At 65.3% G+C, this 23182-nt stretch carries 24 protein-coding genes; 14 read left to right on the forward strand and 10 right to left on the reverse strand.

The genetic code is table 11. From position 1 onward, the window contains the following. Position 1 precedes the first annotated feature (1 nt). Positions 2-2266, reverse strand: coding sequence for a transglycosylase domain-containing protein (locus GTH22_RS17800; protein WP_252946932.1), 2265 nt, complete (start codon positions 2264-2266; stop codon positions 2-4). 258 nt (positions 2267-2524) lie between these two features. On the opposite strand from GTH22_RS17800, the gene GTH22_RS17805 reads away from it, so the two are divergent. Together GTH22_RS17805 and GTH22_RS17810 are read left to right on the forward strand one after the other, a co-directional pair. Then, positions 2525-2863, forward strand: coding sequence for a P-II family nitrogen regulator (locus GTH22_RS17805; protein ID WP_252946933.1), 339 nt, complete (start codon positions 2525-2527; stop codon positions 2861-2863). A 32-nt stretch (positions 2864-2895) separates the two neighbouring features. Next, positions 2896-4425, forward strand: coding sequence for an ammonium transporter (locus tag GTH22_RS17810; RefSeq protein ID WP_252946934.1), 1530 nt, complete (start codon positions 2896-2898; stop codon positions 4423-4425). Positions 4426-4543: 118 nt separating this feature from the next. Here the strand turns inward: GTH22_RS17810 and GTH22_RS17815 are convergent, their stop codons facing one another. The 3 genes from GTH22_RS17815 to GTH22_RS17825 all read right to left on the reverse strand — a co-directional run bounded on the left by GTH22_RS17815 (position 4544) and on the right by GTH22_RS17825 (position 8342). Continuing rightward, a complete protein-coding gene (locus GTH22_RS17815; protein WP_252946935.1) occupies positions 4544-5299 on the reverse strand; it encodes a metallophosphoesterase in 756 nt (251 codons plus the stop codon). Positions 5300-5470: 171 nt separating this feature from the next. Further along, a complete protein-coding gene (gene serA, locus GTH22_RS17820) occupies positions 5471-7066 on the reverse strand; it encodes a phosphoglycerate dehydrogenase (protein ID WP_252946936.1) in 1596 nt (531 codons plus the stop codon). Positions 7067-7163: 97 nt separating this feature from the next. Then, positions 7164-8342, reverse strand: coding sequence for a phosphoserine transaminase (locus tag GTH22_RS17825; RefSeq protein WP_252946937.1), 1179 nt, complete (start codon positions 8340-8342; stop codon positions 7164-7166). Positions 8343-8553: 211 nt separating this feature from the next. On the opposite strand from GTH22_RS17825, the gene serB reads away from it, so the two are divergent. Continuing rightward, the gene (gene serB / locus GTH22_RS17830; protein WP_252946938.1) at positions 8554-9426 is read left to right on the forward strand and encodes a phosphoserine phosphatase SerB; all 873 of its coding nucleotides are present in this window, start codon (positions 8554-8556) and stop codon (positions 9424-9426) included. 34 nt (positions 9427-9460) lie between these two features. On the opposite strand, the gene GTH22_RS17835 is transcribed toward serB, so the two are convergent. Continuing rightward, complete coding sequence (locus tag GTH22_RS17835; RefSeq protein ID WP_252946939.1) at positions 9461-10429, reverse strand: asparaginase; 969 nt, start codon at positions 10427-10429, stop codon at positions 9461-9463. Between the two features lie 158 nt (positions 10430-10587). Here GTH22_RS17835 and GTH22_RS17840 point away from each other — a divergent pair, with 158 nt between their 5' ends. The 4 genes from GTH22_RS17840 (at position 10588) to GTH22_RS17855 (ending at position 13496) form a co-directional block, all read left to right on the forward strand. Continuing rightward, positions 10588-11112 carry an invasion associated locus B family protein gene (locus GTH22_RS17840; protein ID WP_252946940.1) on the forward strand — a complete coding sequence of 175 codons (525 nt, stop codon included), beginning with the start codon at positions 10588-10590 and terminating at the stop codon, positions 11110-11112. A 57-nt stretch (positions 11113-11169) separates the two neighbouring features. Then, positions 11170-11697, forward strand: a complete 528-nt coding sequence (locus tag GTH22_RS17845; RefSeq protein ID WP_252946941.1) for a hypothetical protein — start codon at positions 11170-11172, stop codon at positions 11695-11697. A gap of 69 nt (positions 11698-11766) precedes the next feature. Further along, entirely contained in the window at positions 11767-12954 is a 1188-nt protein-coding gene (gene rlmN, locus GTH22_RS17850) for a 23S rRNA (adenine(2503)-C(2))-methyltransferase RlmN (RefSeq protein WP_252946942.1), read from the forward strand. Between the two features lie 35 nt (positions 12955-12989). Then, complete coding sequence (locus GTH22_RS17855) at positions 12990-13496, forward strand: hypothetical protein (RefSeq protein ID WP_252946943.1); 507 nt, start codon at positions 12990-12992, stop codon at positions 13494-13496. On the opposite strand, the gene GTH22_RS17860 is transcribed toward GTH22_RS17855, so the two are convergent. Beyond that, positions 13465-13911, reverse strand: a complete 447-nt coding sequence (locus tag GTH22_RS17860) for a hypothetical protein (RefSeq protein ID WP_252946944.1) — start codon at positions 13909-13911, stop codon at positions 13465-13467. The two genes, GTH22_RS17855 and GTH22_RS17860, sit on opposite strands and share 32 nt — an antisense overlap. Positions 13912-14048: 137 nt before the next feature. On the opposite strand from GTH22_RS17860, the gene GTH22_RS17865 reads away from it, so the two are divergent. Then, positions 14049-15098 carry an OmpA family protein gene (locus GTH22_RS17865; protein WP_252946945.1) on the forward strand — a complete coding sequence of 350 codons (1050 nt, stop codon included), beginning with the start codon at positions 14049-14051 and terminating at the stop codon, positions 15096-15098. On the opposite strand, the gene GTH22_RS17870 is transcribed toward GTH22_RS17865, so the two are convergent. Beyond that, positions 15095-15922 carry a metallophosphoesterase gene (locus GTH22_RS17870; protein WP_252946946.1) on the reverse strand — a complete coding sequence of 276 codons (828 nt, stop codon included), beginning with the start codon at positions 15920-15922 and terminating at the stop codon, positions 15095-15097. The genes GTH22_RS17865 and GTH22_RS17870 overlap by 4 nt on opposite strands. Beyond that, positions 15919-16857: a diacylglycerol kinase family protein gene (locus tag GTH22_RS17875; protein ID WP_252946947.1), complete on the reverse strand. Its 939-nt coding sequence runs from the start codon at positions 16855-16857 to the stop codon at positions 15919-15921. Before GTH22_RS17875 ends, GTH22_RS17870 begins: the two co-directional genes overlap by 4 nt. Before the next feature lie 144 nt (positions 16858-17001). On the opposite strand from GTH22_RS17875, the gene GTH22_RS17880 reads away from it, so the two are divergent. The 3 genes from GTH22_RS17880 (at position 17002) to GTH22_RS17890 (ending at position 18775) form a co-directional block, all read left to right on the forward strand. After that, positions 17002-17583: a hypothetical protein gene (locus tag GTH22_RS17880; RefSeq protein ID WP_252946948.1), complete on the forward strand. Its 582-nt coding sequence runs from the start codon at positions 17002-17004 to the stop codon at positions 17581-17583. Positions 17584-17707: 124 nt separating this feature from the next. Continuing rightward, entirely contained in the window at positions 17708-17869 is a 162-nt protein-coding gene (locus GTH22_RS17885; RefSeq protein ID WP_252946949.1) for a hypothetical protein, read from the forward strand. A 222-nt stretch (positions 17870-18091) separates the two neighbouring features. After that, the gene (locus GTH22_RS17890; protein WP_252946950.1) at positions 18092-18775 is read left to right on the forward strand and encodes a dimethylsulfonioproprionate lyase family protein; all 684 of its coding nucleotides are present in this window, start codon (positions 18092-18094) and stop codon (positions 18773-18775) included. 894 nt (positions 18776-19669) lie between these two features. Here GTH22_RS17890 and GTH22_RS17895 read toward each other — a convergent pair. After that, positions 19670-20509, reverse strand: coding sequence for a TIGR00730 family Rossman fold protein (locus GTH22_RS17895; protein WP_252946951.1), 840 nt, complete (start codon positions 20507-20509; stop codon positions 19670-19672). A 131-nt stretch (positions 20510-20640) separates the two neighbouring features. On the opposite strand from GTH22_RS17895, the gene dapD reads away from it, so the two are divergent. From dapD to GTH22_RS17910, 3 genes are all read left to right on the forward strand, one after another. Continuing rightward, positions 20641-21468 carry a 2,3,4,5-tetrahydropyridine-2,6-dicarboxylate N-succinyltransferase gene (gene dapD, locus GTH22_RS17900; protein WP_252946952.1) on the forward strand — a complete coding sequence of 276 codons (828 nt, stop codon included), beginning with the start codon at positions 20641-20643 and terminating at the stop codon, positions 21466-21468. A 27-nt stretch (positions 21469-21495) separates the two neighbouring features. Further along, positions 21496-22365, forward strand: a complete 870-nt coding sequence (locus GTH22_RS17905; protein ID WP_252946953.1) for a hypothetical protein — start codon at positions 21496-21498, stop codon at positions 22363-22365. Positions 22366-22458: 93 nt separating this feature from the next. Then, entirely contained in the window at positions 22459-22710 is a 252-nt protein-coding gene (locus tag GTH22_RS17910; RefSeq protein WP_252946954.1) for a GlsB/YeaQ/YmgE family stress response membrane protein, read from the forward strand. A 69-nt stretch (positions 22711-22779) separates the two neighbouring features. Here the strand turns inward: GTH22_RS17910 and GTH22_RS17915 are convergent, their stop codons facing one another. Then, entirely contained in the window at positions 22780-23175 is a 396-nt protein-coding gene (locus GTH22_RS17915) for a rhodanese-like domain-containing protein (protein WP_252946955.1), read from the reverse strand. Between the last annotated feature and the right edge of the window lie 7 nt (positions 23176-23182).

Genomic DNA, 23182 nt, shown 5'->3' on the forward strand with positions numbered 1-23182 from the left:
CTCAGTTGTTTCCGCCGAGCAGGCCCCGCAACACATCTTCCAGAATGCGTTCGGCGACATCGCCGTTCTGGCGGCGGCGCTGCTGGCGCTCCTGCCGTGCGGCTTCGCGCTCGGCCTGACGGCGCGCGCGTTCGGCGGCGCGGCGTTCGGCCTCGGTCTGCTCCCGGGCGGTCTGCTGCGGGGGCTCGGCCTGGCTCACCTGCGGCTGGGCGCGCTGGGGCACCAGCATAGGAAGCTCGTGCACCGGCAGCCCCTCGTTCACCCGCACCATAACCTCGCGCCAGATGTCGGCGGGCAACCCACCGCCGGTGACGCCGGTCAGCGGGGTGTTGTCGTCATAGCCCATCCAGACGCCGGCCACGTAATCAGCCGTGAAGCCCAGGAACCAGGCATCGCGGGCGGCAGAGGTTGTGCCGGTCTTGCCCGCCGCAGGCCGCCCGATGTCGGCGCGCTGTCCGGTGCCGGCCTCGATGGTCTGGCTCATCATGTAGACGAGATACCTTGCCGCCTCTTCGGTGATGACCCGCTCGCCCAGACCACCGCCCTGGCCCATCAGGGGCTCGTCATCGCCTTTCAGGCGCAGTTCGAGGATACCGTAGGGGGTTACGGAGGTGCCGCCATTGAGGATGCCGGCGTAGGCCCCGGTCATTTCCAGAAGGGACGATTCGGAGGCGCCGAGGGCTAGGGCAGGGCCGGCCGCGAGGTCTGACTCGATGCCGAAGTCCTCCGCGATGTTGCGCACATTCTCACGGCCCACGGCCTCCGAAACCTTCACGGCGGGAATGTTGTAGCTGTGGGCCAGAGCGTCGGTCAGCGTGACCCGGCCATGGAATTTGCGGTCGTAGTTCTTGGGGCTGTAGGGCCCCGAGCCGGGCACGTTGATGGTGAGGGGCTCGTCGACCACAGTGGCGTTAGGCGTATAGCCCAGATCGAGCGCGGCGGCGTAGACGAAGGGCTTGAAGCTCGATCCCGTCTGCCGCTTGGCCATTGTGGCCCTGTTGAACGCGCCCGTCACTTTTGTCTGACGCCCGCCGACCATGGCGCGAACGGCGCCATCGGCGCTCATCACGACCACGGCAGCCTGGGCGGCAGAGCCTTCACGCACCTTGGTCTCGAACACCACCTTCATGGCCTCTTCGGCGGCCTTCTGGATGCGCTGGTCGAGGGTGGTCTTGAGCACCACGTCTTCGGTGGTGTCCTTGGTCAGAAAGTCCGGCCCGGTGTCCATAACCCAATCGGCAAAGTAGCCACCGGCGCGGGCCTGTGCGGCCTGGCTCAGGGTAGCGGGGTTGTCGGTGGCCTGCTGGCGTTCGGCTGCGGTGATGTAGCCCTGCTCCTGCATCAGCTTCAGCACGGTGGCCGCGCGGGCCTGGCTGCGCTCGAGGTCGGAGGTGGGCGCGTAGCGGGTGGGGGCCACGAGGAGGCCTGCGAGCATGGCTGCCTGCGCGGGGCTCAGATCCTTCGCCGGGATGCCGAAATAGCGCTGGGAGGCGGCGGCAAAGCCGCGGGAGGAGGCGCCGAGGTAGGCGCGGTTCAGGTAGATCGCCAGCACCTCGTCCTTGGTGTAGCGGGTCTCCAGCGCCATGGAATAGATCATTTCCTTGATCTTGCGCCACAGCGTGGTTTCGCGGCAATCGGACTCGTAGGCGGCTTCGCTCTCCCACGCGGCTTCATCGTAGGGGATGCCGAGGCAGAGCAGTTTCGCCGTCTGCTGGGTCAGGGTGGAGCCGCCGTGGCCGGACAGCGGGCCGCGGCCTTCGCGCAGGTTGATGGCGATGGCCGAGGCAATGCCGCGCGGGCTGACCCCGAAGTGGCGGTAGAACCGCTTGTCCTCGGTGGCGATGATTGCGTTCTGCAGATGCGGGGATATCTTGTCGACGGTGATCTTGCCGCCGTAGGTCTCGCCGCGCCAAGCATATACCTTGCCGTCCCGGTCCAGCATCGTGACGGAGCCACGGGTACGCGCATCGAGCAGGGCGCTCACATCTTCCGGCAACGTCGTGTAAAAGTAGCCGACGGCCCCGGCGACGACCAGCACGACCACCGCACCGATCCGCCATGTGACGCCCCAGATAACCCGCATGAAGAACCGGGTAATCCGCGCGATCCAGCCCAATACCCCCTTCGGCGCGGGGCGCTTTGCCCGTGGCGCACGCTTCTTCTTTGGGGCCTTGGCCTGTTTCTTCGGCGCAGCCTTGCTGCCGGAGGTGCTTGAAAAGCGCTTCTCCGCCACAAGGGGCGTTTTCTTTTTTCCGGTACCGCTCATGCGTGCCTCTACTCGCATTTTTCGGTGCAGCATAAAGGTGGGGGCGGGAAAAGGGGAGACAAGACCGCTCGCGGACGGTGAATTTTCATTCAGCTAAATTTTTAGGCAAGCGGCTCGATTTGTGCAAAAATTGTGCAACTGCCCGCTGAATCCGCAGTCTTGCCGGGGCTCGCTCGCTTGAAGAGTGCGAGGCAACGGGATGTGACTGTCGCGGTGAACCCGCCGGGGCTGCGCTCGGCATAAAGGAAGGGGACAACTGTGAAACTCATAATTGCAGCGATCAAGCCGTTCAAGCTGGAGGAGGTCCGCGAGGCGCTGACCGCCATCGGCGTGCGCGGCATGATGGTGACTGAGATCAAAGGCTTCGGCTCTCAATCGGGCCATACCGAGATCTACCGCGGTGCCGAATACGCCGTGAATTTCGTGCCCAAGGTCAAGCTGGAGATCGTCGTCTCCGCGGCCATGGCGGACCAGGTGGTGGAGACGATCCAGACCACCGCGAAGACCGACAAGATCGGCGACGGCAAGATCTTCGTTCTGGACGTGAACCAGGCCGTGCGCGTGCGCACGGGTGAAATCAACGACGAAGCGCTTTGAGCGTCACCCCGACACTGGAGAGACATGGGACAATGAAAACGATCAAACTCCTTCTGGCCAGCGGCGTGATTGCGCTGTTTGCCGCCCTTGCGAGCGCCCCCGTGGCGATGGCGCAAGACACTGCAACCGAGGAGCCCGCGGCGGAAGCCGCAGAGGGCTCCGCTGCCGATGCCGTCGCGGCTGCCGAAGCCGCCATGGCTGCGGCAAGCGACACCAATGCGCGCCTTCTCGAAAAGGCCATTGGTGCCGCCGAGGGCGCCATTGCAGACGGTGAAGACCCCACCGAAGCCGCTGCAGCTGCCATCGAGGCAAGCTACGAGCCCTTCATCAACGGTGACTTCATCCTGACAACCGTGCTGTTCCTGATCGGGGGCTTCCTCGTGTTCTGGATGGCTGCCGGTTTTGCCATGCTCGAAGCGGGCCTGGTGCGTCAGAAGAACGTGACCATTCAGCTCACCAAGAACGTGGCGCTCTTCTCGCTGGCGTCGATCTTCTACTACCTGATCGGCTACAACCTGATGTATCCGCTGGGCACATGGTCGGTTGACGGCGTGCTTTCGGGCGTCTGGGGCCCCGGCGTGCTGGAAGCTGTCGGCGTTGGCGCGGCAGATGCCGACGACCTCGGCTATGCCTCCACCGGTTCGGACTTCTTCTTTCAGCTGATGTTCTGTGCAACCACCGCTTCGATCGTTTCCGGCACGCTGGCCGAGCGCATCAAGCTGTGGCCCTTCCTGATCTTCGTGATCGTGCTGACCTCCGTGATCTATCCGCTCCAGGCTTCCTGGAAGTGGGGCGGCGGCTTCCTCGATGCGGCGAACTTCCAGGACTTCGCAGGCTCGACCGTTGTGCACTCGGTGGGTGGCTGGGCCGCTCTGACCGGCGCGCTGATCCTTGGTCCGCGTATCGGCAAGTACCGGGACGGCAAGACCATCCCGATGCCCGGTTCCAACCTCGCCCTCGCCACTCTGGGTACGTTCATCCTGTGGCTCGGCTGGTTTGGCTTCAACGGCGGCTCGCAGCTGGCGATGGGCACTATCGGCAACGTGGCTGATGTCAGCCGGATCTTCGCCAACACCAACGCAGCTGCCGCCGGTGGCGCCGTGGCCGCAATGGTGCTGACCCAGATCCTCTACAAGAAGGTCGACCTGACCATGGTGCTGAACGGCGCTCTCGCGGGCCTCGTCTCCATCACCGCCGAACCGCTGACCCCCACCCTTGGTGCGGCAACGCTGATCGGCATGGTCGGTGCGGTGATCGTGGTCTTCGCGGTTCCGTTCCTCGACAAGCTGAAGATCGACGACGTCGTCGGCGCGATCCCGGTTCACCTGATGGCCGGCATCTGGGGCACCTTTGCCGTGCCGATCACCAATGGTGACGCCTCCTTCGGTGCGCAGATCTACGGTATCGTCGTGGTGGCCATCTTCACCATCGTCGCCTCCGGCGTGGTGTGGTTCCTGCTGAAAATGATCACCGGACTTCGCGTCAGCGAAGAAGACGAGATCACCGGGCTGGACACCACCGAGATGGGGATGGAAGCCTACCCCGAGTTTGCCAAGGGCTGATCGCCCCGGGCAGATCCCGAAAAACTGGCCCCGGGCGTGCGAACGTCCGGGGCCTTTCCGTTTCTGGAACATGGAACGCCGTGGAGTCGGCAGAATGGGCGCCCTGCGGCCGCTCCGGTCAGCCGAGCGCGGCCTGAACCGGCACCAGCGGGCGGCGGCCCGTTTCCGTGAGCAGAGAGACCGCAAGCTCCGCCCCCTCGATCACAACCGCCGAGAGCGGACCGCCGTAAGCCGCCGCGCTGTCGATGTTCAGCCGGTTGCCATAGTGCGTGGCCGCTGCCACGGGGCTGTGGCCGTGCACCACGAGTGCGCCATGGTCACGCGCATCGGAAAGGAAGGGCTCGCGAATCCACACCAGATCATCTTCGACCTGATCGGCAAAGCCGACGCCGGGACGAACACCGGCGTGCACGAAATAGAGGCCGGGCATGTGGTGGTGAGTGACGAGCCCGTCGAGCAGGGTCACATGAGCCTCAGGCACGGCGGCACGGGCGTCAGTGTGAATGGCTTCCTTGCCACGTGCCGGGTCGGTATCGACGCCGTAGCTCTCGAGGGTGCTGCGCCCGCCGATATTGTCCTGCAGCCAGTGCAGGTCGGGGCGGGAGGGGTCGCGCAGGCGATCGGGCTCGAGGAAGCGGCGCATCATCCGGTCGTGGTTGCCCTTGAGGATCACCCAGGGCTGCCCGGCTTCAAGCCCTTCGGCAAGGTAGCTCAGCACACCAGCAGACTCGGGGCCCCGGTCGACCAGATCGCCGACATGGACCACAACCGCATCCGGGTCGCCGACACGGGCCTTGTCGGCTGCGATGAGCGCATGAACGCTCCGCAACTTGTCGAGATGCCCATGAATGTCACCAATCGCGTAAACGCGCATACCAGCCTGACCTTCCACAAGATTTGGGGCGCCAGCATCGCCCTTTTTGCGGAGATACCACTCACCCGATGCGGGTCAACCTTGCCTGCGGGATTTTGCCGGTAAGGAATCGCGCAGCAAAACGGCGGCCCCGGTCTCCCGGAGCCGCCGCCAATTGGGTTTACTGCGCTATCAGGCGATGTCGAATTGCAGCGGCTTGATCGACTGGAAGAGCTGGGTCGCGGCCAGCTTGTTCAGCACGTCGTCGGGCACCCGGTCATCGACGTAGAGCAGAGCGATGGCGTCGGTGCCCACCGAGGAGCGGCCAAGCGTGAAGTTGGCGATGTTCACACCGTTGGTGCCCAGCGTCTGGCCGAGGGTGCCGATGATGCCCGGCACGTCCTTGTTGGTGGTGTAGAGCATGTGCTCGCCGATCTCGGCGTCGATGTTGATGCCCTTGATCTGGATAAAGCGCGGCTTGCCATCCGAGAACACGGTGCCCGCGATCGAGCGCTCGCGCAGCTCCGTCACCACCGTCACCTTGATGTAGCCGTCGAAGGCGCCGGACTTGTCCTGGTTGGTGGTCGAGATCTTCACGCCGCGTTCTTTGGCGATGACCGGGGCGCTCACGAGGTTCACGTCGGGGTTGGCCCGTTTCATGATGCCGGCCACGACCGAGCAGTTCAGCGCGGGCAGGTTCATCGAAGACACGACACCGTCGTAGAGGATGTTGATCGCCTTGATCGGCTCATCGGTCATCTGCCCGATGAAGGCGCCGAGGTGATCGGCCAGCTTGACCCACGGCCCCATGACCTTGGCCTCTTCGGCGGTCATCGAGGGCATGTTGAGCGCGTTCTCTACCGCGCCGTCGAGCAGGTAGTTCGACATCTGCTCGGCGACCTGAAGCGCCACGTTTTCCTGCGCTTCGGAGGTGGAGGCGCCGAGGTGCGGGGTGCAGACCACGTTGGGCAGGCCGAAAAGCACGTTCTCGGTGGCAGGCTCAACCGCGAACACGTCGAGCGCGGCCCCGGCGACATGGCCGGATTTCAGCAGTTCGGCCAGCGCCTCTTCGTCGATCAGCCCGCCACGGGCGCAGTTGATGATACGCACGCCCTTCTTGGTCTTGGCAAGGTTCTCCCGGCTCAGGATGTTGCGGGTCTGGTCGGTGAGCGGGACGTGGAGGGTGATGAAGTCGGCGCGGGCGAGCAGCTCGTCGAGCTCGACCTTCTCGACGCCGATCTTGTCGGCCTTCTCCTGACTGAGGAAAGGGTCATAGGCGGCGACCTTCATCTTAAGGCCGCGCGCACGGTCGCAGACGATCCCGCCGATGTTGCCTGCCCCGATGACGCCAAGGGTCTTGCCGGTCAGCTCGACGCCCATGAACTTGCTTTTTTCCCACTTGCCCGCGTGGGTCGACTCGGAGGCCTCGGGCAGTTGGCGGGCGACGGCGAACATCAGCGCGATGGCGTGCTCGGCGGTGGTGATCATGTTGCCGAAGGGCGTGTTCATCACGATCACGCCTTTCTTAGAGGCGGCTTCCTTGTCGACATTGTCGGTGCCGATGCCGGCGCGACCGACGACTTTGAGGTTGGTGGCGCTCTCCAGCAGCTTGGCGGTCACCTTGGTGGCGGAGCGGATGGCGAGGCCGTCATAATCGCCGATAACGGCGGCGAGGGCGTCCTTGTCCTTGCCCAGCTCGGGGCGGAAATCCACCTCGATGCCGCGGTCGCGGAAAATCTGGACGGCGGTTTCGGAGAGTTTGTCGGAAACGAGAACTTTGGGAGCCATGGGGTTTGGTCCTTTGAGAATGGGTATTCGGATTTGATTGGGGTGGTGGGTTTAACCCCACCCTACGAGGCTTCGTAGAGTGGGCGTTAATCCACCATCATGCGGCTTCGGAGAGCGCCTCGATCTCGGCCTCGAAGGCCCATTCGAGCCAGGGCAGCATCGCCTCGATGTCGGAGGTCTCGACCGTGCCGCCGCACCAGATGCGCAGGCCCGGAGGGGCGTCGCGGTAGGCGCCCACGTCGAGCGCCACGTTCTCGTCGCCCAGCCGCTTGGCCACGGCCTTGGCGAAGGCGGCACCATCCGCAATGCGCGCATCGGTGAACTTCAGGCAGACCGAAGTGTTGGAGCGCGTGGCCGGATCGGCGGCGAGGTTGTCGATCCAGTCGCGGGCTTCGCAGAAATCGAAGATCGCCTTGGCGTTGGCATCGGCGCGGGCGATCAGGCCCTTGAGGCCGCCGACCGATTTGGCCCAGTCCAGCGCAACGAGGTAATCCTCGACCGCCAGCATGGAGGGGGTGTTGATGGTTTCGCCCACAAAGACGCCTTCGATCAGCTTGCCGCCCTTGGTGAGCCGGAAGATCTTGGGCAGGGGCCATGCGGGGGTGTAGCTTTCGAGCCGTTCGACGGCGCGGGGCGAGAGCACCAGCATCCCGTGGGCCGCTTCGCCGCCCAGCACCTTCTGCCAGGAGAAGGTGGTGACATCGAGCTTGTCCCAGGGCAGGTCCATCGCGAAGGCCGCCGAGGTGGCGTCGCAGATGGTCAGGCCCTCGCGGTCCGCCGGGATTGCATCGCCATTGGGCACACGCACGCCGGAGGTGGTGCCGTTCCATGTGAAGGTGACATCGGTGTTGAAATCGACTTCCGCGAAATCGACGATCTCGCCATAGTCGGCGGTCTTCACTTCGGCGTCGATCTTGAGCTGTTTGACCACATCCGTGACCCAGCCCGCACCGAAGCTCTCCCAGGCGATCATCGTCGCCTTGCGCTCCCCGAGCAGGTTCCACATGGCCATTTCAACCGCGCCGGTGTCGGAGGCGGGGACAATGCCGATGCGGTAATCGGCGGGGATGCCGAGAATTTCGCGGGTGGTCTCGATTGCGTCCTTCAGCTTGGTCTTGCCAATGGCTGCGCGGTGCGACCGGCCGAGGGCGGCGTCGGAAAGCTTGTCGAGCGTGAAGGTGGGGATTTTGGCGCAGGGGCCGGAGGAAAAGCGCGGGTTCGACGGAACGTCGACAGGTTTGGTGGCCGGGCGCGCTGCCGGAGCTTGGTTAGCCATTTCTGGTATCCTTACAGATATGTGCCTCTCGTTGGGGAGAGGTGTCCCACCGCCGCATGTAGAGGCAGGCCCGGGCTGCCGCAAGCGGGAAAATGCGCCGGATGCGACCGATGTCGCGGCAAAAGCGGCGGCGGGCGTTCCGATCGGAAACAGCTTGGCGCGGCGTGGGGGGCATGGTTAAACCCGCCCGACCCGAGCCAGGAGGCCCTGCATGTTTGTTGTCGTTCTGATCGCCCGCCCCGGCGGGCTGGACCCCGCGATGCCCGAAGCCCTGCGCAATGCATGGGGCGGGGGCGATGTGCAGTGGCTGGCACCCGACGAGGCGGCGGAGTTCGCGCTGCTGGGGGCGCTGCCGGGTAACGCGCCCGAGGTTGCCGCCGAGATGCGGGCGATGGGGGTGGATCTCAACATCCTGCCCGGCGAAGGGCGCCGCAAGAAGCTGCTTCTGGCCGATATGGATTCGACCATGATCGAGCAGGAATGCATCGACGAACTGGCCGCCGAGGCGGGTGTGGGCGAGCGGGTGGCGGCGATCACGGCGCGGGCGATGAATGGCGAGCTGGATTTCTTCGAGGCGCTCGACGAGCGGGTGGGCCTGCTGAAGGGGCTGCCGGTGAGCGTGATCGACAAGGTTCTGGCCGAGCGCATCACTTATCGTCCCGGCGGCAAGGTGCTGCTGTCCACGATGAAGGCCAATGGCGCGCGCACGGCGCTGGTGTCGGGCGGGTTCACGGCCTTCACTGCCAAGGTGGCGGCAGAGCTGGGCTTCGACGAGCATCGCGCCAACGTTCTGCTGACCGAGGGCAACAGCTTGAGCGGGAAGGTTCAAAAACCGGCGCTCGGCAGCGATGCCAAGGTGCAGGCGCTGATGGAGATCGCGGGTGCGCTCGACCTCGGCAACCATGACGCCATCGCCGTGGGCGACGGTGCCAATGATCTTCCGATGCTGGATACGGCGGGTATTGGCGTTGCGATGCACGCCAAGCCGGTGGTGGCCGCAGAGTGCGACGTGCGGGTCGACCATGGCGACCTCACGGCTCTGCTCTACCTTCAGGGCTACGCGAAGTCGGAGTTCGTCGCGTAGGGCGGGACTTGTCCCGCCGTGCTTGCCGCGCCGCTCAGAAGGCGGGGCGGATTTCGCCCACTTCGATGTTCCGCCGATTGGTCTCGCTGGTCCAGGCCCGCTTGCGCACCGCCGGGTCGTCCTTGTCGAGCACGCCGTACTTCACCAGCAGCGCGGCCATGGTGCATTCTGCCGCCCGGGTGGTGCCATCGGCCACTTTCAGCGCGATTCCGAGGCCTTGGCCCGGTATGATCGCGGTGAAATAGCCCTCCGCCCCGGTCTTTACCGCCGCGCGGCCCTTGGCGGCGCGCATCAACTCGGTGCAGGCGCGGCCCTCGCCGGCCACGAGCTCGGGATGGGCCATCATGGCATCACGCAGCTGTGCCTCGGCAGAACCTTCGGGGGCGGCGGCGAACTTTGCCATGGCCCGGGCCATCGCCGTCACGGAGCTGCGGTAGTTGGGGGCCGAACACCCGTCGATCCCGTAGCCCGCGGTCTCCTCGTCGCAAATCTCCTCCCAGGCGGCGAGGGCGGCCTGCTGCACCGGATGATCCACCTCGTGATACTCTGTGCCGGCGCCAAGGTGCTTGCTCAGCGTCAGAAAGCCTGCGTGCTTGCCGGAGCAGTTGTTGTGCAGCTGGCAGGGCGCTTCGTCGGCCTTGATGAGGCCCTCCCGTGCGGGGCGATCGTCGGGCATCTGGGGGCCGCAGCGCAGATCGGCATCGCCCAGCTCGAGGGCGGCGAGCCAGCGGGCGACGGGCTTGGTGTGGATCAGAGCGCCGTTGTGCGAGGCGCAGGAGAGGGCGAGCTGCTCGGTGCCCAGGTGCCGGGCCGCTGCGGCGCCCGAGCGCACGAGGGGCAGGGCCTGGATCATCTTTGCCGCCGAACGGGGGTAGACCGGAAGGCCGGGCGCGCCGCGTCCGTCAATCAGCTCTCCCGCCGCATTCACCACCGCGATGTGCCCGAAATGGACCGACTCCACCGCCTCACCGCGGGTCACTTCGACCAAAAGCTCTGCCTGCATGCCTCACCTCTCCGTATTGTAAGCGAAATTCTGCCAAGAGGGCTTTCGCAGATATGGGAAATCACGTTACATTGAGGCAGAGCAAGTTGAAAAGACATTCGCCACCTGCAAGGAAAGGCGAAGGCTTGAGGCAGAGGCAGCTGGAGGCTGTGGAACACATGACAAACCGGGTTTGGGCTGGCCTCGTGGCTGGCGGCATTGCACTGGCCGCATCGGCAGGCTTTGCGCAGGAGAGCGACAATCGCGTGGCGGCAAAGACCGACTGGTCTGTGTTTGTCGAGGATAGCCCCAAGGAGTGCTGGAGCGTTTCGGCACCCAAGGAAACGGTGAACACCCGCGATGGCCGTGTCGTCGCGGTGCGGCGAAGCGACATTCTGCTGTTCGTCACCTTCCGCCCCGGCAGCAATGCGGGCGAGGTGAGTTTTACCGGCGGCTACCCCTTTGCGGGCGGCTCCACGGTGACGCTGGATATCGGCGGCACCCAGTTCGAGCTGTTCACCGAGGGCGAGTGGGCCTGGTCGGCCAGCCCGCAGGATGACGCCAAGATCCTCACCGCCATGAAGCGCGGCTCCGAGGCCAAGCTTTCGGCCCGTTCGAGCCGGGGCACCCGCACCGAAGACAGCTTTTCGCTGCTCGGTCTGACCGCCGCCATCGAAGAGGCCGAAAAGCGCTGCGGCGGTTGATCGGAGCCAACGGATCGGCTTAGGCTCGCGTCAGGATTTTTCTGCGGAGTCATTGCCTTGCCATTCATCCTTGGTGCCATCGCGCTGCTGGGCGCGGCCTATTTCTGGTATGTCCGCATGAAGGGCGCCGCCGATATGGCGGGCGAACTGATGGACGCGGCTGGCGATGTGCGGGCCGCGGCCCGGCGGTTTGGCTACCGGCTGCGCAAGAGGGAACACCCGGTTGACGGCATCGAAGAGCCGGTGGTCGCCACGGCCGGCATTGCCGAGGCCTTCATTTCGCTCGATGATTTGCCGACCCGCAGCCAGCGTACCGGCATCCTTCAGGGGCTGCAGAAGGCCTATCGTGTCGATCTCAACGGCGCCGAGGAGGCTGCCGTTCTGGGGCGCTGGCTCGTTGGGCAATGCGGCGCGCCCGATGCGGCTATCGCTCGCATCGTGAAGAAGCTCCTCACGCTGGGCGGGCAGGACGAGTTGCAGCCGCTTCTCACCGTTCTCAACACTGCCGCCAGTGCCGATGGTGGCACCCTCGGACCGCGCCAGCGCGAGGCGCTCGAGGACATATCCCGCCGCTTCGGTGTCTGAGAAAACCTTTGCAATAAGGGTCTCGCCGCCCTATGTGGTCGGCTTGAACCCGACACCCGGAGAGACCCAATGACCGAGGCCAGTGCCCCGATCACGCAAGACGTGGCGACGATTCCCCGCAAGCTGCCCGAGAGCGGCAAACGCAACATCGTCGGCCTGACCCGTGAAGGGCTGGCCGAAGCGCTGCGTGGCATCGGTGTGGCCGACAAGCAGGTGCGGATGCGGGTGAACCAGATCTGGCAGTGGATCTACCAGTGGGGCGTGCGTGATTTCGAGGCGATGACCAATCTCTCCAAGGCCTTCCGGGCCGAGCTGGACGAGGCGTTCGAGATTGCGCTGCCCGAGGTGGTGAAGCGCGAGGTTTCGGCTGACGGCACCCGCAAGTACCTTGTGCGCATTGCGGGCGGGCACGAGGTCGAGACGGTCTACATCCCCGAGGAAGATCGCGGCACGCTCTGCATTTCTTCGCAGGTGGGCTGCACGCTGACCTGTTCGTTCTGCCACACCGGCACCCAGAAGCTGGTGCGCAACCTGACCGCGGGCGAGATCATCGGCCAGGTGATGCTGGCGCGCGATGACCTTGGCGAGTGGCCCGAGCCCGGCAAGGGCTCGGATGAGAACGGGCCACGCCTGCTCTCCAATATCGTGCTGATGGGCATGGGCGAGCCGCTCTACAACTTCGAAGCCGTCCGCGATGCCATGAAGATCGCCATGGACGGTGAGGGGATTTCGCTGTCGCGTCGAAGGATCACCCTGTCGACCTCGGGCGTGGTGCCCGAAATCGCGCGGGCCGCCGAGGAGATCGGCTGCCTGCTCGCGGTGAGCTTCCACGCCACCACCGACGAGGTGCGCGACAAGCTGGTGCCGATCAACAAGCGGTGGAACATCGAGACCCTGCTGAACACGCTGCGGGAGTACCCGCGCCTGTCGAACTCGGAGCGCATTACCTTCGAATACGTCATGCTCGACGGGGTGAACGACAGCGATGCCGACGCCCGCCGACTGGTAAAGCTGATCTCCGGCATTCCCGCCAAGATCAACCTGATCCCCTTCAACGAATGGCCCGGCGCGCCCTATAAGCGATCGAGCTGGGAACGGATCGAGGCCTTTGCCGACGTGGTCTACAAGGCGGGCTATGCCTCTCCGATCCGCACACCGCGTGGCGAAGACATCATGGCGGCCTGCGGGCAGTTGAAGTCCGAGACCGAGCGCGCGCGCAAGAGCCGCAAGGAAATCGCGGCGGAGGCCGGGCTTTAGGATTCTGTTAACCAGAATCGGATGAAGCTGCGGCCATGCAGCGGATATCCTTTCAGGTCAGCAATGCCACGCTCTCGGAGTTGATGGATGAAGCCCGGGGCGATGACATCTCGGTTGGCGACCTGTTGCGCGATGCGGTGCGCCGGGAGCTTCGGCGCAGGCATCCTTCGTCAAACATGGCTCGTCGGCCGGACGAGCAGCAGATTGCGCGGCTCGCCGAGCGGGTCGGGCCGGCTTTTGCCGAGGCCGAGAGCTGGGATCGGCTCGTGACCAGCCTCGAGGGTCTTGGGTACGAACTGCGGCCCTCGGGCGGCGGGCTCGTTGTGTGCGAAGCGCCGGGCGGACAGCGCCTTTGTTCGGCGTCGGAGCTCGGGTATGCCTATGCCCGGCTCATCCATCGCTTCGGCGGGCCGTTTCCGGGGCACTCGCATCGCCATTTGGTCGAACGGGTGCTTGGCACGGAGGCCCATGCGCCGGATGGCCCAAAAGCCCTGCAGGAGCCCCGGGGCGCTACTGGCAGCCTTCTTCAGCCCAGAGCTTGAGATTGCCCTTGAAGGTGCCGCCCAGCGGGTGGGGCTTGGTGAGGTTGTCGATGAACTCGGGGTTCAGGTAGTTGGTCGCCTGCTCGCAGATGCGCTCTTGCGTCCACTCATGGCAGTTTGTGCAGGTCTGCTCTTTCCAGATCTCCTCGGGCAGGCCCTCGAGCGGCGGAAACAGCGGCGTGTTCTCGGTGAACACCTGCTCGATCGTCTTGCCGCGGATCTCCTCGACACCGCCCACCAGCGGCTCTCCCCAGCGGACCGGGCCAACGGGCTCTTCGGGGCCTTCGACCTGACCATTCTCCTCCACGTCGAGGATGATGACCGCCGGGTCGCGCGCCTCCTGCGCGGCAGCGGATGCAGCCACGAGCAGGGCGGCAAACAGCCCAATCACGAGACCTGCACGATTTTCTTTCATTCTGCTCGCCCGTTGCGTTTAGTATCGGGACGCTAGCAACAGTTCCGCCTCCGGGCAATTCATGTTCCCAACTCATCCGCCCGTTGGGCGGCATTTGCAACAGAACCCATTTTCAACCTCAACCCAGGGAGGTTTCCATGTTTCGTTCCTTCGCCCTCATTCTGGCGCTCATCCTGACCGCCGCTGCGCCCGCGCACGCCCAAAGCGCGCTGGAGCCCGGTTGGCTGCTCGACCCCGAAGACTCCAACCTGCGGTTTCAGTCGATCAAGAAGGAGGTCGTTTCGGAATCCAGCGACTTTGCAACGTTTACCGGGGAAATCTTTCCAAATGGTAAGGCTGAGGTCCGGGTCGCGCTCGAAAGCGTCGATACCAAGATCGACCTTCGCAACGTGCGGATGCGGTTTCTGTTCTTCGAAACCTTCAAGTTCGCCGAGGCCGTGGTGCTGGCCGACGTCACCGCCGACATGCTGAAAGAGCTGGAATCCAAGCGCCGTGCGACCTTCTCGATGCCCTTCTCGCTCGACCTCCACGGGGTCAAGAAGACCCTCGTGGCGGAGGTGGTGGCGACCCTTCTGAGCGATGACCGGATCTCCGTGGCCACCGCGCGCCCGGTGGCGATCTCGGTCGAAGAGTTTGGAATGATGGAAAATCTCGGCAAGCTGGAGGATGCCGCCAAGGTGGACATCGTGCCCTCTGCCTCTGTGACCTTCGACTTTCTGTTCGACCGGCGTGGCACCGGCGGCGCGCCGCTTTCCGGCGGGCGCGACGGCGAGGTGGATGCCACCAATGCGGCGCTCGAGGATGAGGGCGATTTCAGCACGGAGGCCTGCGAAGGCCGGTTCGAGATTTTGTCGCGCACCGGGAATATCTATTTTGCCTCCGGCTCGGCGCGGCTCGACAGTGCCTCGGAGCCGCTGCTCAAGGAGCTGCTCGACATCACCAGCCGGTGCCCCGGGATCGAGGTGGAGGTTGCGGGCCATACCGACAGCGTGGGCCAATCCGACTACAACCAGCGCCTTTCGGAGCGCCGGGCCCGGTCGGTGGCGGACTACCTGATCGAGAACGGCATCGCGCCCGAGCGGCTGACGGCGAAGGGCTATGGCGAAGGCAAGCCCGTGGCCTCGAACGACACCGCGGAGGGCAAGGGCAAGAACCGCCGGATCGAGTTTCTGCCGCGCGCCAACTAGCCTGAGGCCAGATGCGGGCGGGCGGTGAACTCCGCCTCGCCTGCCACCCGCTCCCAGCCTGAGGCCCCGCGGGCATAGGTGGCGCTCTCGCCGGGCGCGAAGCGGTGGCCCTCGGCAGCCCAGGTGGTGATGGAGACCCGGGGACCATCAATGTCCAACAGGTTGAAATTGTTGGTTTCGCCCCGCAGCCGTGTCGATAGCCCTGTGCCCGCCTGCACAAAAAGCAGGCCCGGCGCGGCGGTGAAGGGCGCGGCGGAGGCGGTGTGCAGGTGGCCCGACAGGACCACGTCTGCGCCGCAGCCCGACAGGGCCGTGAGGGCCGCGCTGGCGCCGCGCATCAGGCGCTTTTCGACCGTCGGGCCATGCTCCAGCGGGTGATGGACGACCACCACCTTCAGCTTGCCCTGCTGCGGCTCGAAGGCGCCGCAGACCCGGCGCACGGTGCGGCGCGAAAACCGGCCGCGCTGCCAGGAGAAGCGGTTGACTGTGTTGACCCCGATCACCGACATCTCGCCGTCTTCCACGGCGGGCTCCAGCTCGGGATCTATGTAGCTTTTGTAGCGATGAAACGGGGTGACGAACCTGCGGTAGAGATTGTCGATCGGGGTGTCGTGGTTGCCGGGGACGGACAGGACCGGGGCCTCGATGCGCGCGACGAAAGCTGCCGCGTCCTCGAACTGCCTGCGCCGGGCCCGTTGGGTGAAATCCCCTGAAATCACAACGAGATCCGGCTTCAGGTCGGAGATGGTAGAGAGCAGCGGCTCCTCGAGGCCGGCATCGGCGCGGCCATAGTGCAGGTCGGACAGGTGCAGGATTCGTCTCATTCGGGGCCCGGAAGGATGATGGTGAGGGGCGCATCGGCCATGCGGAAGGTGAAGGGGCTCTTTTCGCGGGATTTTTCGCCGTCGAAGGCGATGAGATTGCGGGGTCGGGCGGTTTCGACGACCAGTTCGCGGGCCGAGATCAGATCATAGTCGCGGCCTTCCTGCATGGTCCCGGTGATGAGCCGCCAGGTGATCTTGAAGAGCTTGCCGCGGCTGGTGGCGCGACCGATGAGGACGGCAAACTTGTCGTCGCGGATCGCGTCGGTGCCGGAAAGCCCGAAGCGGTCGAGCTGGTAGAGCGAGCGGGCGACGAAGAGCAGCGGTGCGCGGACGCTCCGGGTTTCGCCGTCTGCGGTGATCTTCATCTTCATAGGGCGCTGAAATCGCAGGAAGGTTTTGATGACCGACCAATGGGCCATCAACCGGCGGCGGCCCCAGCGGCGGTAGATGGTTTCACGTTCCTTGAGGATTGCCGGGTAGACGCCGAGGGAGGCGTTGTTGAGGAACACGCGGCTGCCTGCGAGGCCCACCGAGATCTGGTGTCGGCGCCCGCGCAGGATGGCCTGGGCGGCCTCTTCGGGGTCTTCGGGCAGGCCGAGGCCGCGGGCGAAGTAGTTGAAGGTGCCGAGGGGCAGCACGGCGAGGGCGGTGTCGGTGCCCAGAAGGGCCTGGGCGGTGGCCATGACAGTGCCGTCACCGCCCGCGGCGACCACCATGCGGGCGCCGCCGTCGACCGCCTTTCGGACGGTTTCGGAGATGTCTTCGCCCGGCTCCCAGTATTGAAGAACGGCAGCGTCGCCAAAGACTTGCAGGGCGCGGTCGATGGCCTCCGCGTCCCGCGCATTGGTGCCCGACTTGGCGTTGGCGATGACGCAGATTTCGCCGGGAGCGGGGGCGGTGGGCGTGGATTCTGCGGGCAGGGGATTGGCTCCCATCAAGGTCTCCGGGGTGCAAGGGCGAGGCGCGGCTTCGGGATCACAACTCGCGGAGCGGGGATTGGTTGCGCCCTGCGGCTCTCGACATCACGCGATCTGCGGGCTAGCACCGGGCGAGGTTGGGAGCTGCAGGGTAAGGGAAACATGGGTTTTATCGAGCGAAAGCTGTGGCTTGTCGGGGCCTTGGTGCTGGGGTTTGCGCTGGCTGGATGCGGTGCGCCGCCCACCTCGACCCCGGATGACGTGGCCCGGCTGGAGCAGGCGATTTTGGCGCTTGGCCCGGGGATCGACCCGGAAGAGGCGGCGCGGGCGGCGCGGGTGAGCTACAGCGCCACCGCGCGGCTGGCGCGGGAGTATGAAATCGAAGACGGCCCGCTGGTGCACAACATGAAGGTGAACGCCGGAACCAAGCCGCGCGGGCTCTGCCGCCACTGGGCCGAGGACATGGAAAAGGCGCTGAAAGCCGAGCGTTTCCAGACCCTTGATATTCACCGCGCCATTGGCAATGCGCGCAACCCTATCCTGCTGGAGCACTCCACCTCGATCATCTCCCGCAAGGGGGATTCGATGTATGACGGGATTGTCGTGGACCCCTGGCGGGAAGGCGGGCACCTGACCTGGATTCCGACCCGCGAAGACACCCGCTACCCCTGGGAGCCGCGGCTTACCATATTGAAATGGAAGCAGGAAACCGGGCGGACCAAGCGGATCAGCCGGGTTGACTGAGCGAAGACAATTGCCCTGAAATTGCCCGGTTGTCGCTGAACTCCTGACAAACCGCCCCTGTCTCCTGCAGGCTGTGGGGGCAGGATTTCTGCCCGGTTTTGCTAAAGAAAACAGGGGAATACCAATGGACGAACTTCGCAGCATCGTTATGCGGGAAAAGCAGCAGTCGGTCTCGAACCGCGAATGGAAGCACCGGCTGGTGGGCTACGGCTACAAGCTGGAAGAGACGGCGAGCGGCTATATCGTCAGCTCGGTCCGGGGCGGCGAGGCGCTGCTGACGCTCTGATCCGGGGCTTTGCAAGGATGCCGGTGCGCGAGGCCGCGGACCGGCGTTAACCGCAAAAATGTCACAGGCACAAGCTGTACACATCCCGTACACACCCTGTGCATACGGCATTTCTGCAAGACGGGCGGCGGTTAACCGACCGCCCGATGTCGTTTTTGGGGGTCCATCCGCCCGGCGCGCGCCCTAGCCTCGGGGCCAGTTGCAGCCGTGATGAGCCCGCCGATGGACACCAGCCTCCCCCGCCTCACCGACCAGCCCGACTGGCTCTACCTGCTTCAGGAATTCGACGTGCTCTACCGCCACGGCTCCTCGGGCGGCAGCAAGCTGATCCGCGGCCACCGCAAGCGGGTGCGCGACATGCTCTCGAAGGTGATCGACGCCGCGCCGGAGCTGCGGCCGCGCGCGCCGGAGGCCAAGCCGGTGGTGGCACACCTCGGCCGCGCGCTGGACCGGGGCGAGCGCGGCGCGGTGGCCGGGCTGGCGAGGGCGCTGGGCCGGGTGGCTGGAACGCTGACCTGGGAATACGGCTACGAGAAGGTGCCGCCCGCGCTGGCCCGGAAATACGCCTATTGCGAGGTGCTGGGGCCGCGGGGGCCGGTGGTGGCCGAGCGGCTGATTTTGGGCTTCGTGCTGTTCGCGCCGAAGACGACCTATCCGCAGCACTCCCATGCCGAGATCGAGGAGAGCTATGTGTCGGTTTCTGGGGCCTGGTCGGAGAACGATGCGGCGGTGCATGCGCCCGGGTCGCTGATATTGAACGGGTCGGGGCATGAGCACCGGATCACGACGGATGAGACGGAGCCGTGTTTGCTGGCCTATGCGTGGATCGGGCCGGAGGAGAAGCTGGAGGCGCCGGGGATGAAGCTGACGGGGACAAGGGGGAAGAGGGTGGAGCGGGGGATTTGAGGGGGGGCTTGATGGGTTAGTGAATGGCCGGTTTGCGGACTCTTCTGCCTTTCGCAGTTCGAAAGATGGACGACCTCTTTGAGGAATTTGTCCTTTGATTGTGGTTCATCGAGCGGAACAAAGCGTGTACCTTTGGTGCGAACAAAGTACGCCAAACCGAATTGCACGTGTGAGCAGGATTTCTCCGCCGCGTGGCGCACCTGACGGTATAATCGGGGACAGACGGAACTTGATGGTTCTGTCACAGCAGCTTTAAATTCGCTCTGCCTAAGGCTTTATCGCGCACCGCAAATTTTAGGCATTCCGTCTAAAGATAACCTCGCTTTCTGCTGGCGTGCAGGGCGCGGTTTTTTCGTAGCCCCATAGGTCTTTCCTGTGGGGTCTTTTGCGTTTGTACGAACGCTTCTCAAGCTCAGGAATAGCTGATGCTGGAAACCCTCGTTCTCGGGTTTCTGGGCAGTCTCTTGGCGAGTGCCGTATGGCATTTTATCGCCAAGTGGTTTGACCAGAAGTAACCCGCTAGCTTTCCCCTATTCGAACTGACCAGTAGATTTTTGGCAACGGATTCCGGTGCAAGGTAGAGGTGCGTCTTGAGCCTACTTTGCTTCCATTCGCTATGGAGCAGAAATTCAGTGGGTTGGGGCTCAATGCCGACATTCTGCTCAAACATGAGTTTCACCCACCCTGCGGCCGCCCGCCCGGAATCAAGCCGTAAGGCGCCGGGCAGCGCCGACCCGCCCCCTGGGGCGGCGCTTGGGTGAGGTTCGGGGCTTCGCTCGGAGGGACGATGACAACCGCACCATAAAGTGGCATGCACGGGCGTTGCATGCGCCACCCCGCGGGTCGGCGCTGCCCGGCTTGCGTGGTGCGCCGCGAGTCGGGACAAGTCCCGCCCTACCGGCCGGGGATGGCGCCTCGTTTTTCGCCTGCACCTTCCCAGCTGTCGATGGCCGCAATCGCCTCTTCCGCCGAGTCCACGAACTTGAACAGGTCGAGGTCTTCGGGGCTGATGGTGCCGGCGTCTTTCAGGGCGTCCCAGTTGATGATCTTTTCCCAGAAGGCCTTGCCGAAGAGCAGGAAGGGGACTTTCTGCATTCGGCCGGTCTGGATCAGGGTGAGGGCTTCGAACGTCTCGTCGAGCGTGCCGAAGCCGCCGGGGAAGACGGCGATGGCGCGGGCGCGCATCAGGAAGTGCATCTTGCGGATGGCGAAGTAGTGGAAGTTGAAGCAGAGGTCCGGCGTGACGTATTCGTTGGGCGCCTGCTCGTGGGGGAGCACGATGTTGAGGCCGATGGAGTGGCCGCCGGCGTCTGCGGCGCCGCGGTTGCCGGCCTCCATCACGCCGGGGCCGCCGCCTGTGACCACGACATCCTCGGTGCCGCCGGTGGCCTTGCTGCGCTCGGTCATCAGCCGGGCGAAGGTGCGGGCCTCGTCGTAGAAGGCGGAGAGGTCGGCGAGGGTCTGGGTGCGGGCGGTGTCCTTCTTGGCGGGCTCGGGGATGCGGGCGCCGCCGAAGAGGACGATGGTGGAGCGGATGCCGTGCTCTTCCATCAGCAGTTCGGGCTTGAGCAGCTCCAGTTGCAGGCGCACGGGGCGCAGCTCGTCGCGGCAGAGGAAGTCTTCGTCGGCGAAGGCCAGCGCATAGGCCGGGGCGCGGGTTTGCGGGGTGTCGGGCACCTCGTAGGCGGTGCGCTTGTCTTCTCCGGCGTCGCGAAAGCGGCTGGCGTCGTTCATGTGGGGTCTCTCCTGTTCGTTGGAATGACGCTATCGCGGGCGCGGCGCAGAGGGAAGGCGGGCGCGTGACGGGTTGCGCCCCCGTGGCGGGGCGTTATGACACTTGCGACCATTTCTCGGAGGATGTCCCCATGTCGAACGCCCAGCTTGAAGCCGCCATCGAAGCCGCATGGGAGGGTCGTGATGCGATCACCCCCGCCACCACGGGCGAGACCCGCGAGGCGATCGAGGACACGCTGGCCGCGCTGGACGGGGGCAGCCTGCGGGTGGCGGAGAAGCAGGACGATGGCAGCTGGCATGTGAACCAGTGGGCCAAGAAGGCGGTGCTGCTGGGGTTCCGGATCAAGGATATGGAAGAGCAGTCGGGCGGGCCGCAGGGCTCCGGCTGGTGGGACAAGGTGGACAGCAAGTTCAAGGGTTGGGGCGACAACCAGTGGCGGGCGGCCGGCTTCCGGGCGGTGCCGAATGCGATTGTGCGCAAGTCTGCCTATATCGCGCCGGGCGTGGTGCTGATGCCGTCTTTCGTGAACCTCGGGGCCTATGTCGACGAGGGCACGATGGTGGACACATGGGCCACGGTCGGCTCCTGCGCGCAGATCGGCAAGGGCGTGCACCTGAGCGGCGGCGTGGGCATTGGCGGGGTGCTGGAGCCGATGCAGGCGGGGCCGACGATCATCGAGGATAACTGCTTCATCGGGGCGCGCTCGGAGGTGGTGGAAGGCTGCATCATCCGCGAGGGCTCGGTGCTGGGGATGGGTGTGTACATCGGGCAGAGCACCAAGATCGTCGACCGGGAGTCCGGCGAGGTGATGTATGGCGAGGTGCCGCCCTATTCGGTGGTGGTTTCGGGCTCGATGCCGAGCAAGAACGGGATCAACCTCTATTGCGCCGTCATCGTGAAGCGGGTGGATGCGAAGACCCGTTCGAAGACCGGGATCAATGAGCTGCTGCGCGACTAGGGGGGTGGGGTTCACCCAGGCTGCGGCGTGATCGGCTTTTCGGACTGGCCGCAGCGGCAGGCCCTGCATGACCTGCGGGCCGCTGCCCTTGCGGCCCGGCCTGCGGTGGAGGCACGGGGGCCTGAGGCGCTGCGGGCGGTGCCGCTGGAGGACGACCTTCAGCTTGCCTGCGACACTGACTACCTGCCGCGCTACGACGTGCTCCACGAGGTGGCGCTGGGCGCGGATGCCGAGCTGGCGGGCTACGCGATGGCGCTGCTGGTGGGCGATGCGGTGCATGGGCAGATTGGAACGCAGCCGGGCCTTCTGCCGTATCGGAGCCAGCCGGGGGCGCGGCGGGCGGCCCTGGTGCGGGGGCTTCATGTGGTGGATGCCAGGCACGACCTCGACAGCGCGCTGCCGGAGCTGGTGACGAGCCTGCCGACGGAGCGGGTGATCCCGCCGCTGGTGGAGGTGGCGAGGCGGCTGCGCGGCAACGTCGAGGCGGTGGCGAATGCCGATTACGGGATGGAGGCGACGCGCCATGGCGCGGCGTTGCGGGCGGTGCTCGACAGCGAGGGTTGCCGGATGTCGGGGGAGCAGCGCTGGTATCCGGCGGAGGTTGTGGAGCTTACCGGGCATGACCCGGACAGCGGCGACATCTGGCTGCCCTGCATCGCGCTGCTGGTGCTCGACGACATCCACCACAATGGCGCGCACGACCAGACGACCTTTCGCTGGATGCACCACGCGGCGCGGCTGCTCGATGCGCCGGAGCCGCTGCGGGGGCCGATCCTTGCCGGCATCCGGCATGTGATGGAGCGCTGCGCGCCGGGCGAATGGGACCCCTATTTCGAATGGTTGCCCAAGGAGATCGGGCAGAGCGCGGTAATGGTGCCCTGGGTGGACGTGGCCTGAGGACCGGCGGCCGCCCGGCGCGGCGGCGGGGAACCAGTGGGGCTTCTGGCGGGTTGGGGCGGTAACAGTTTCTTGAACCGAAAGGATGGGCCCATGGGTCTCGGACTATTGCTCTCGATCATCATTGGCGGACTTGCGGGCTGGATTGCCAGCATGATCATGAAGGCCGACACCGGGCTGATCACCAACATCGTGCTGGGCATCGTCGGGGCGCTTGTGCTGAACGTGCTGCTTCAGCTCATCGGCATCTACGCCGCCGAGCGGATCGTGCCGCAGCTCGTCGTCGGGATCCTGGGCGCCTGCCTGCTGATCTTCGGCTTTCGTGCCATTGCCCGCAGAAGCTGACACCCGGTTGCGCGGACAGAGTGGGGCGCTGCCCCCACACCCCCGGAGATATTTGGACCAAGATGAAGATCAGGCGGTCTTGTTCGGGCGCTCTGCCACAGGGCCGCCTGCCGCCTTCCAGCCGGAGAACCCATCGGACACATGGCTGACATTCTGGAGGCCCATCTCCTGCGCCGTCTGCGCGGAGAGGGCGGAGCGCCAGCCGGAGGCGCAGTAGAAGACGAAGCGGTTGCCGGTCTGGAATTGGGGCTTGGCGTAGGGGGACTCGGGGTCGATCCAGAATTCGAGCATGCCGCGGGGGCAGTGGAAGGCGCCGGGGATCATGCCTTCGCGGTCGAGTTCGCGGGGGTCGCGGAGATCGACGAAGGTGACATCGGGCGCGTCGAGCAGGGCGCGCAGGTCGGCGGCGGGGGCGTGGGCGACCTTTGCATTGGCCTCGGCCACCATGTCCTTGACCCGTTTCATTGCGCAT

This window comes from Oceanicola sp. 502str15 (assembly GCF_024105635.1).
Classification (GTDB): Bacteria; Pseudomonadota; Alphaproteobacteria; order Rhodobacterales; family Rhodobacteraceae; genus Vannielia.

Coding starts and splice junctions, on each gene's coding strand:
- serA (WP_252946936.1), bottom strand. CDS start 7,066: ATGGCTCCCAAAGTTCTCGTTTCCGACAAACTCTCCGAAACCGCCGTC.
- GTH22_RS17885 (WP_252946949.1), top strand. CDS start 17,708: ATGGACGAACTTCGCAGCATCGTTATGCGGGAAAAGCAGCAGTCGGTC.
- GTH22_RS17800 (WP_252946932.1), bottom strand. CDS start 2,266: ATGAGCGGTACCGGAAAAAAGAAAACGCCCCTTGTGGCGGAGAAGCGC.
- dapD (WP_252946952.1), top strand. CDS start 20,641: ATGTCGAACGCCCAGCTTGAAGCCGCCATCGAAGCCGCATGGGAGGGT.
- GTH22_RS17895 (WP_252946951.1), bottom strand. CDS start 20,509: ATGAACGACGCCAGCCGCTTTCGCGACGCCGGAGAAGACAAGCGCACC.
- GTH22_RS17835 (WP_252946939.1), bottom strand. CDS start 10,429: ATGCAGGCAGAGCTTTTGGTCGAAGTGACCCGCGGTGAGGCGGTGGAG.
- GTH22_RS17910 (WP_252946954.1), top strand. CDS start 22,459: ATGGGTCTCGGACTATTGCTCTCGATCATCATTGGCGGACTTGCGGGC.
- GTH22_RS17840 (WP_252946940.1), top strand. CDS start 10,588: ATGACAAACCGGGTTTGGGCTGGCCTCGTGGCTGGCGGCATTGCACTG.
- GTH22_RS17860 (WP_252946944.1), bottom strand. CDS start 13,911: ATGAAAGAAAATCGTGCAGGTCTCGTGATTGGGCTGTTTGCCGCCCTG.
- GTH22_RS17855 (WP_252946943.1), top strand. CDS start 12,990: ATGCAGCGGATATCCTTTCAGGTCAGCAATGCCACGCTCTCGGAGTTG.
- GTH22_RS17865 (WP_252946945.1), top strand. CDS start 14,049: ATGTTTCGTTCCTTCGCCCTCATTCTGGCGCTCATCCTGACCGCCGCT.
- GTH22_RS17815 (WP_252946935.1), bottom strand. CDS start 5,299: ATGCGCGTTTACGCGATTGGTGACATTCATGGGCATCTCGACAAGTTG.
- GTH22_RS17915 (WP_252946955.1), bottom strand. CDS start 23,175: ATGAAACGGGTCAAGGACATGGTGGCCGAGGCCAATGCAAAGGTCGCC.
- GTH22_RS17880 (WP_252946948.1), top strand. CDS start 17,002: ATGGGTTTTATCGAGCGAAAGCTGTGGCTTGTCGGGGCCTTGGTGCTG.
- GTH22_RS17825 (WP_252946937.1), bottom strand. CDS start 8,342: ATGGCTAACCAAGCTCCGGCAGCGCGCCCGGCCACCAAACCTGTCGAC.
- GTH22_RS17875 (WP_252946947.1), bottom strand. CDS start 16,857: ATGGGAGCCAATCCCCTGCCCGCAGAATCCACGCCCACCGCCCCCGCT.
- GTH22_RS17810 (WP_252946934.1), top strand. CDS start 2,896: ATGAAAACGATCAAACTCCTTCTGGCCAGCGGCGTGATTGCGCTGTTT.
- GTH22_RS17890 (WP_252946950.1), top strand. CDS start 18,092: ATGGACACCAGCCTCCCCCGCCTCACCGACCAGCCCGACTGGCTCTAC.
- GTH22_RS17870 (WP_252946946.1), bottom strand. CDS start 15,922: ATGAGACGAATCCTGCACCTGTCCGACCTGCACTATGGCCGCGCCGAT.
- rlmN (WP_252946942.1), top strand. CDS start 11,767: ATGACCGAGGCCAGTGCCCCGATCACGCAAGACGTGGCGACGATTCCC.
- serB (WP_252946938.1), top strand. CDS start 8,554: ATGTTTGTTGTCGTTCTGATCGCCCGCCCCGGCGGGCTGGACCCCGCG.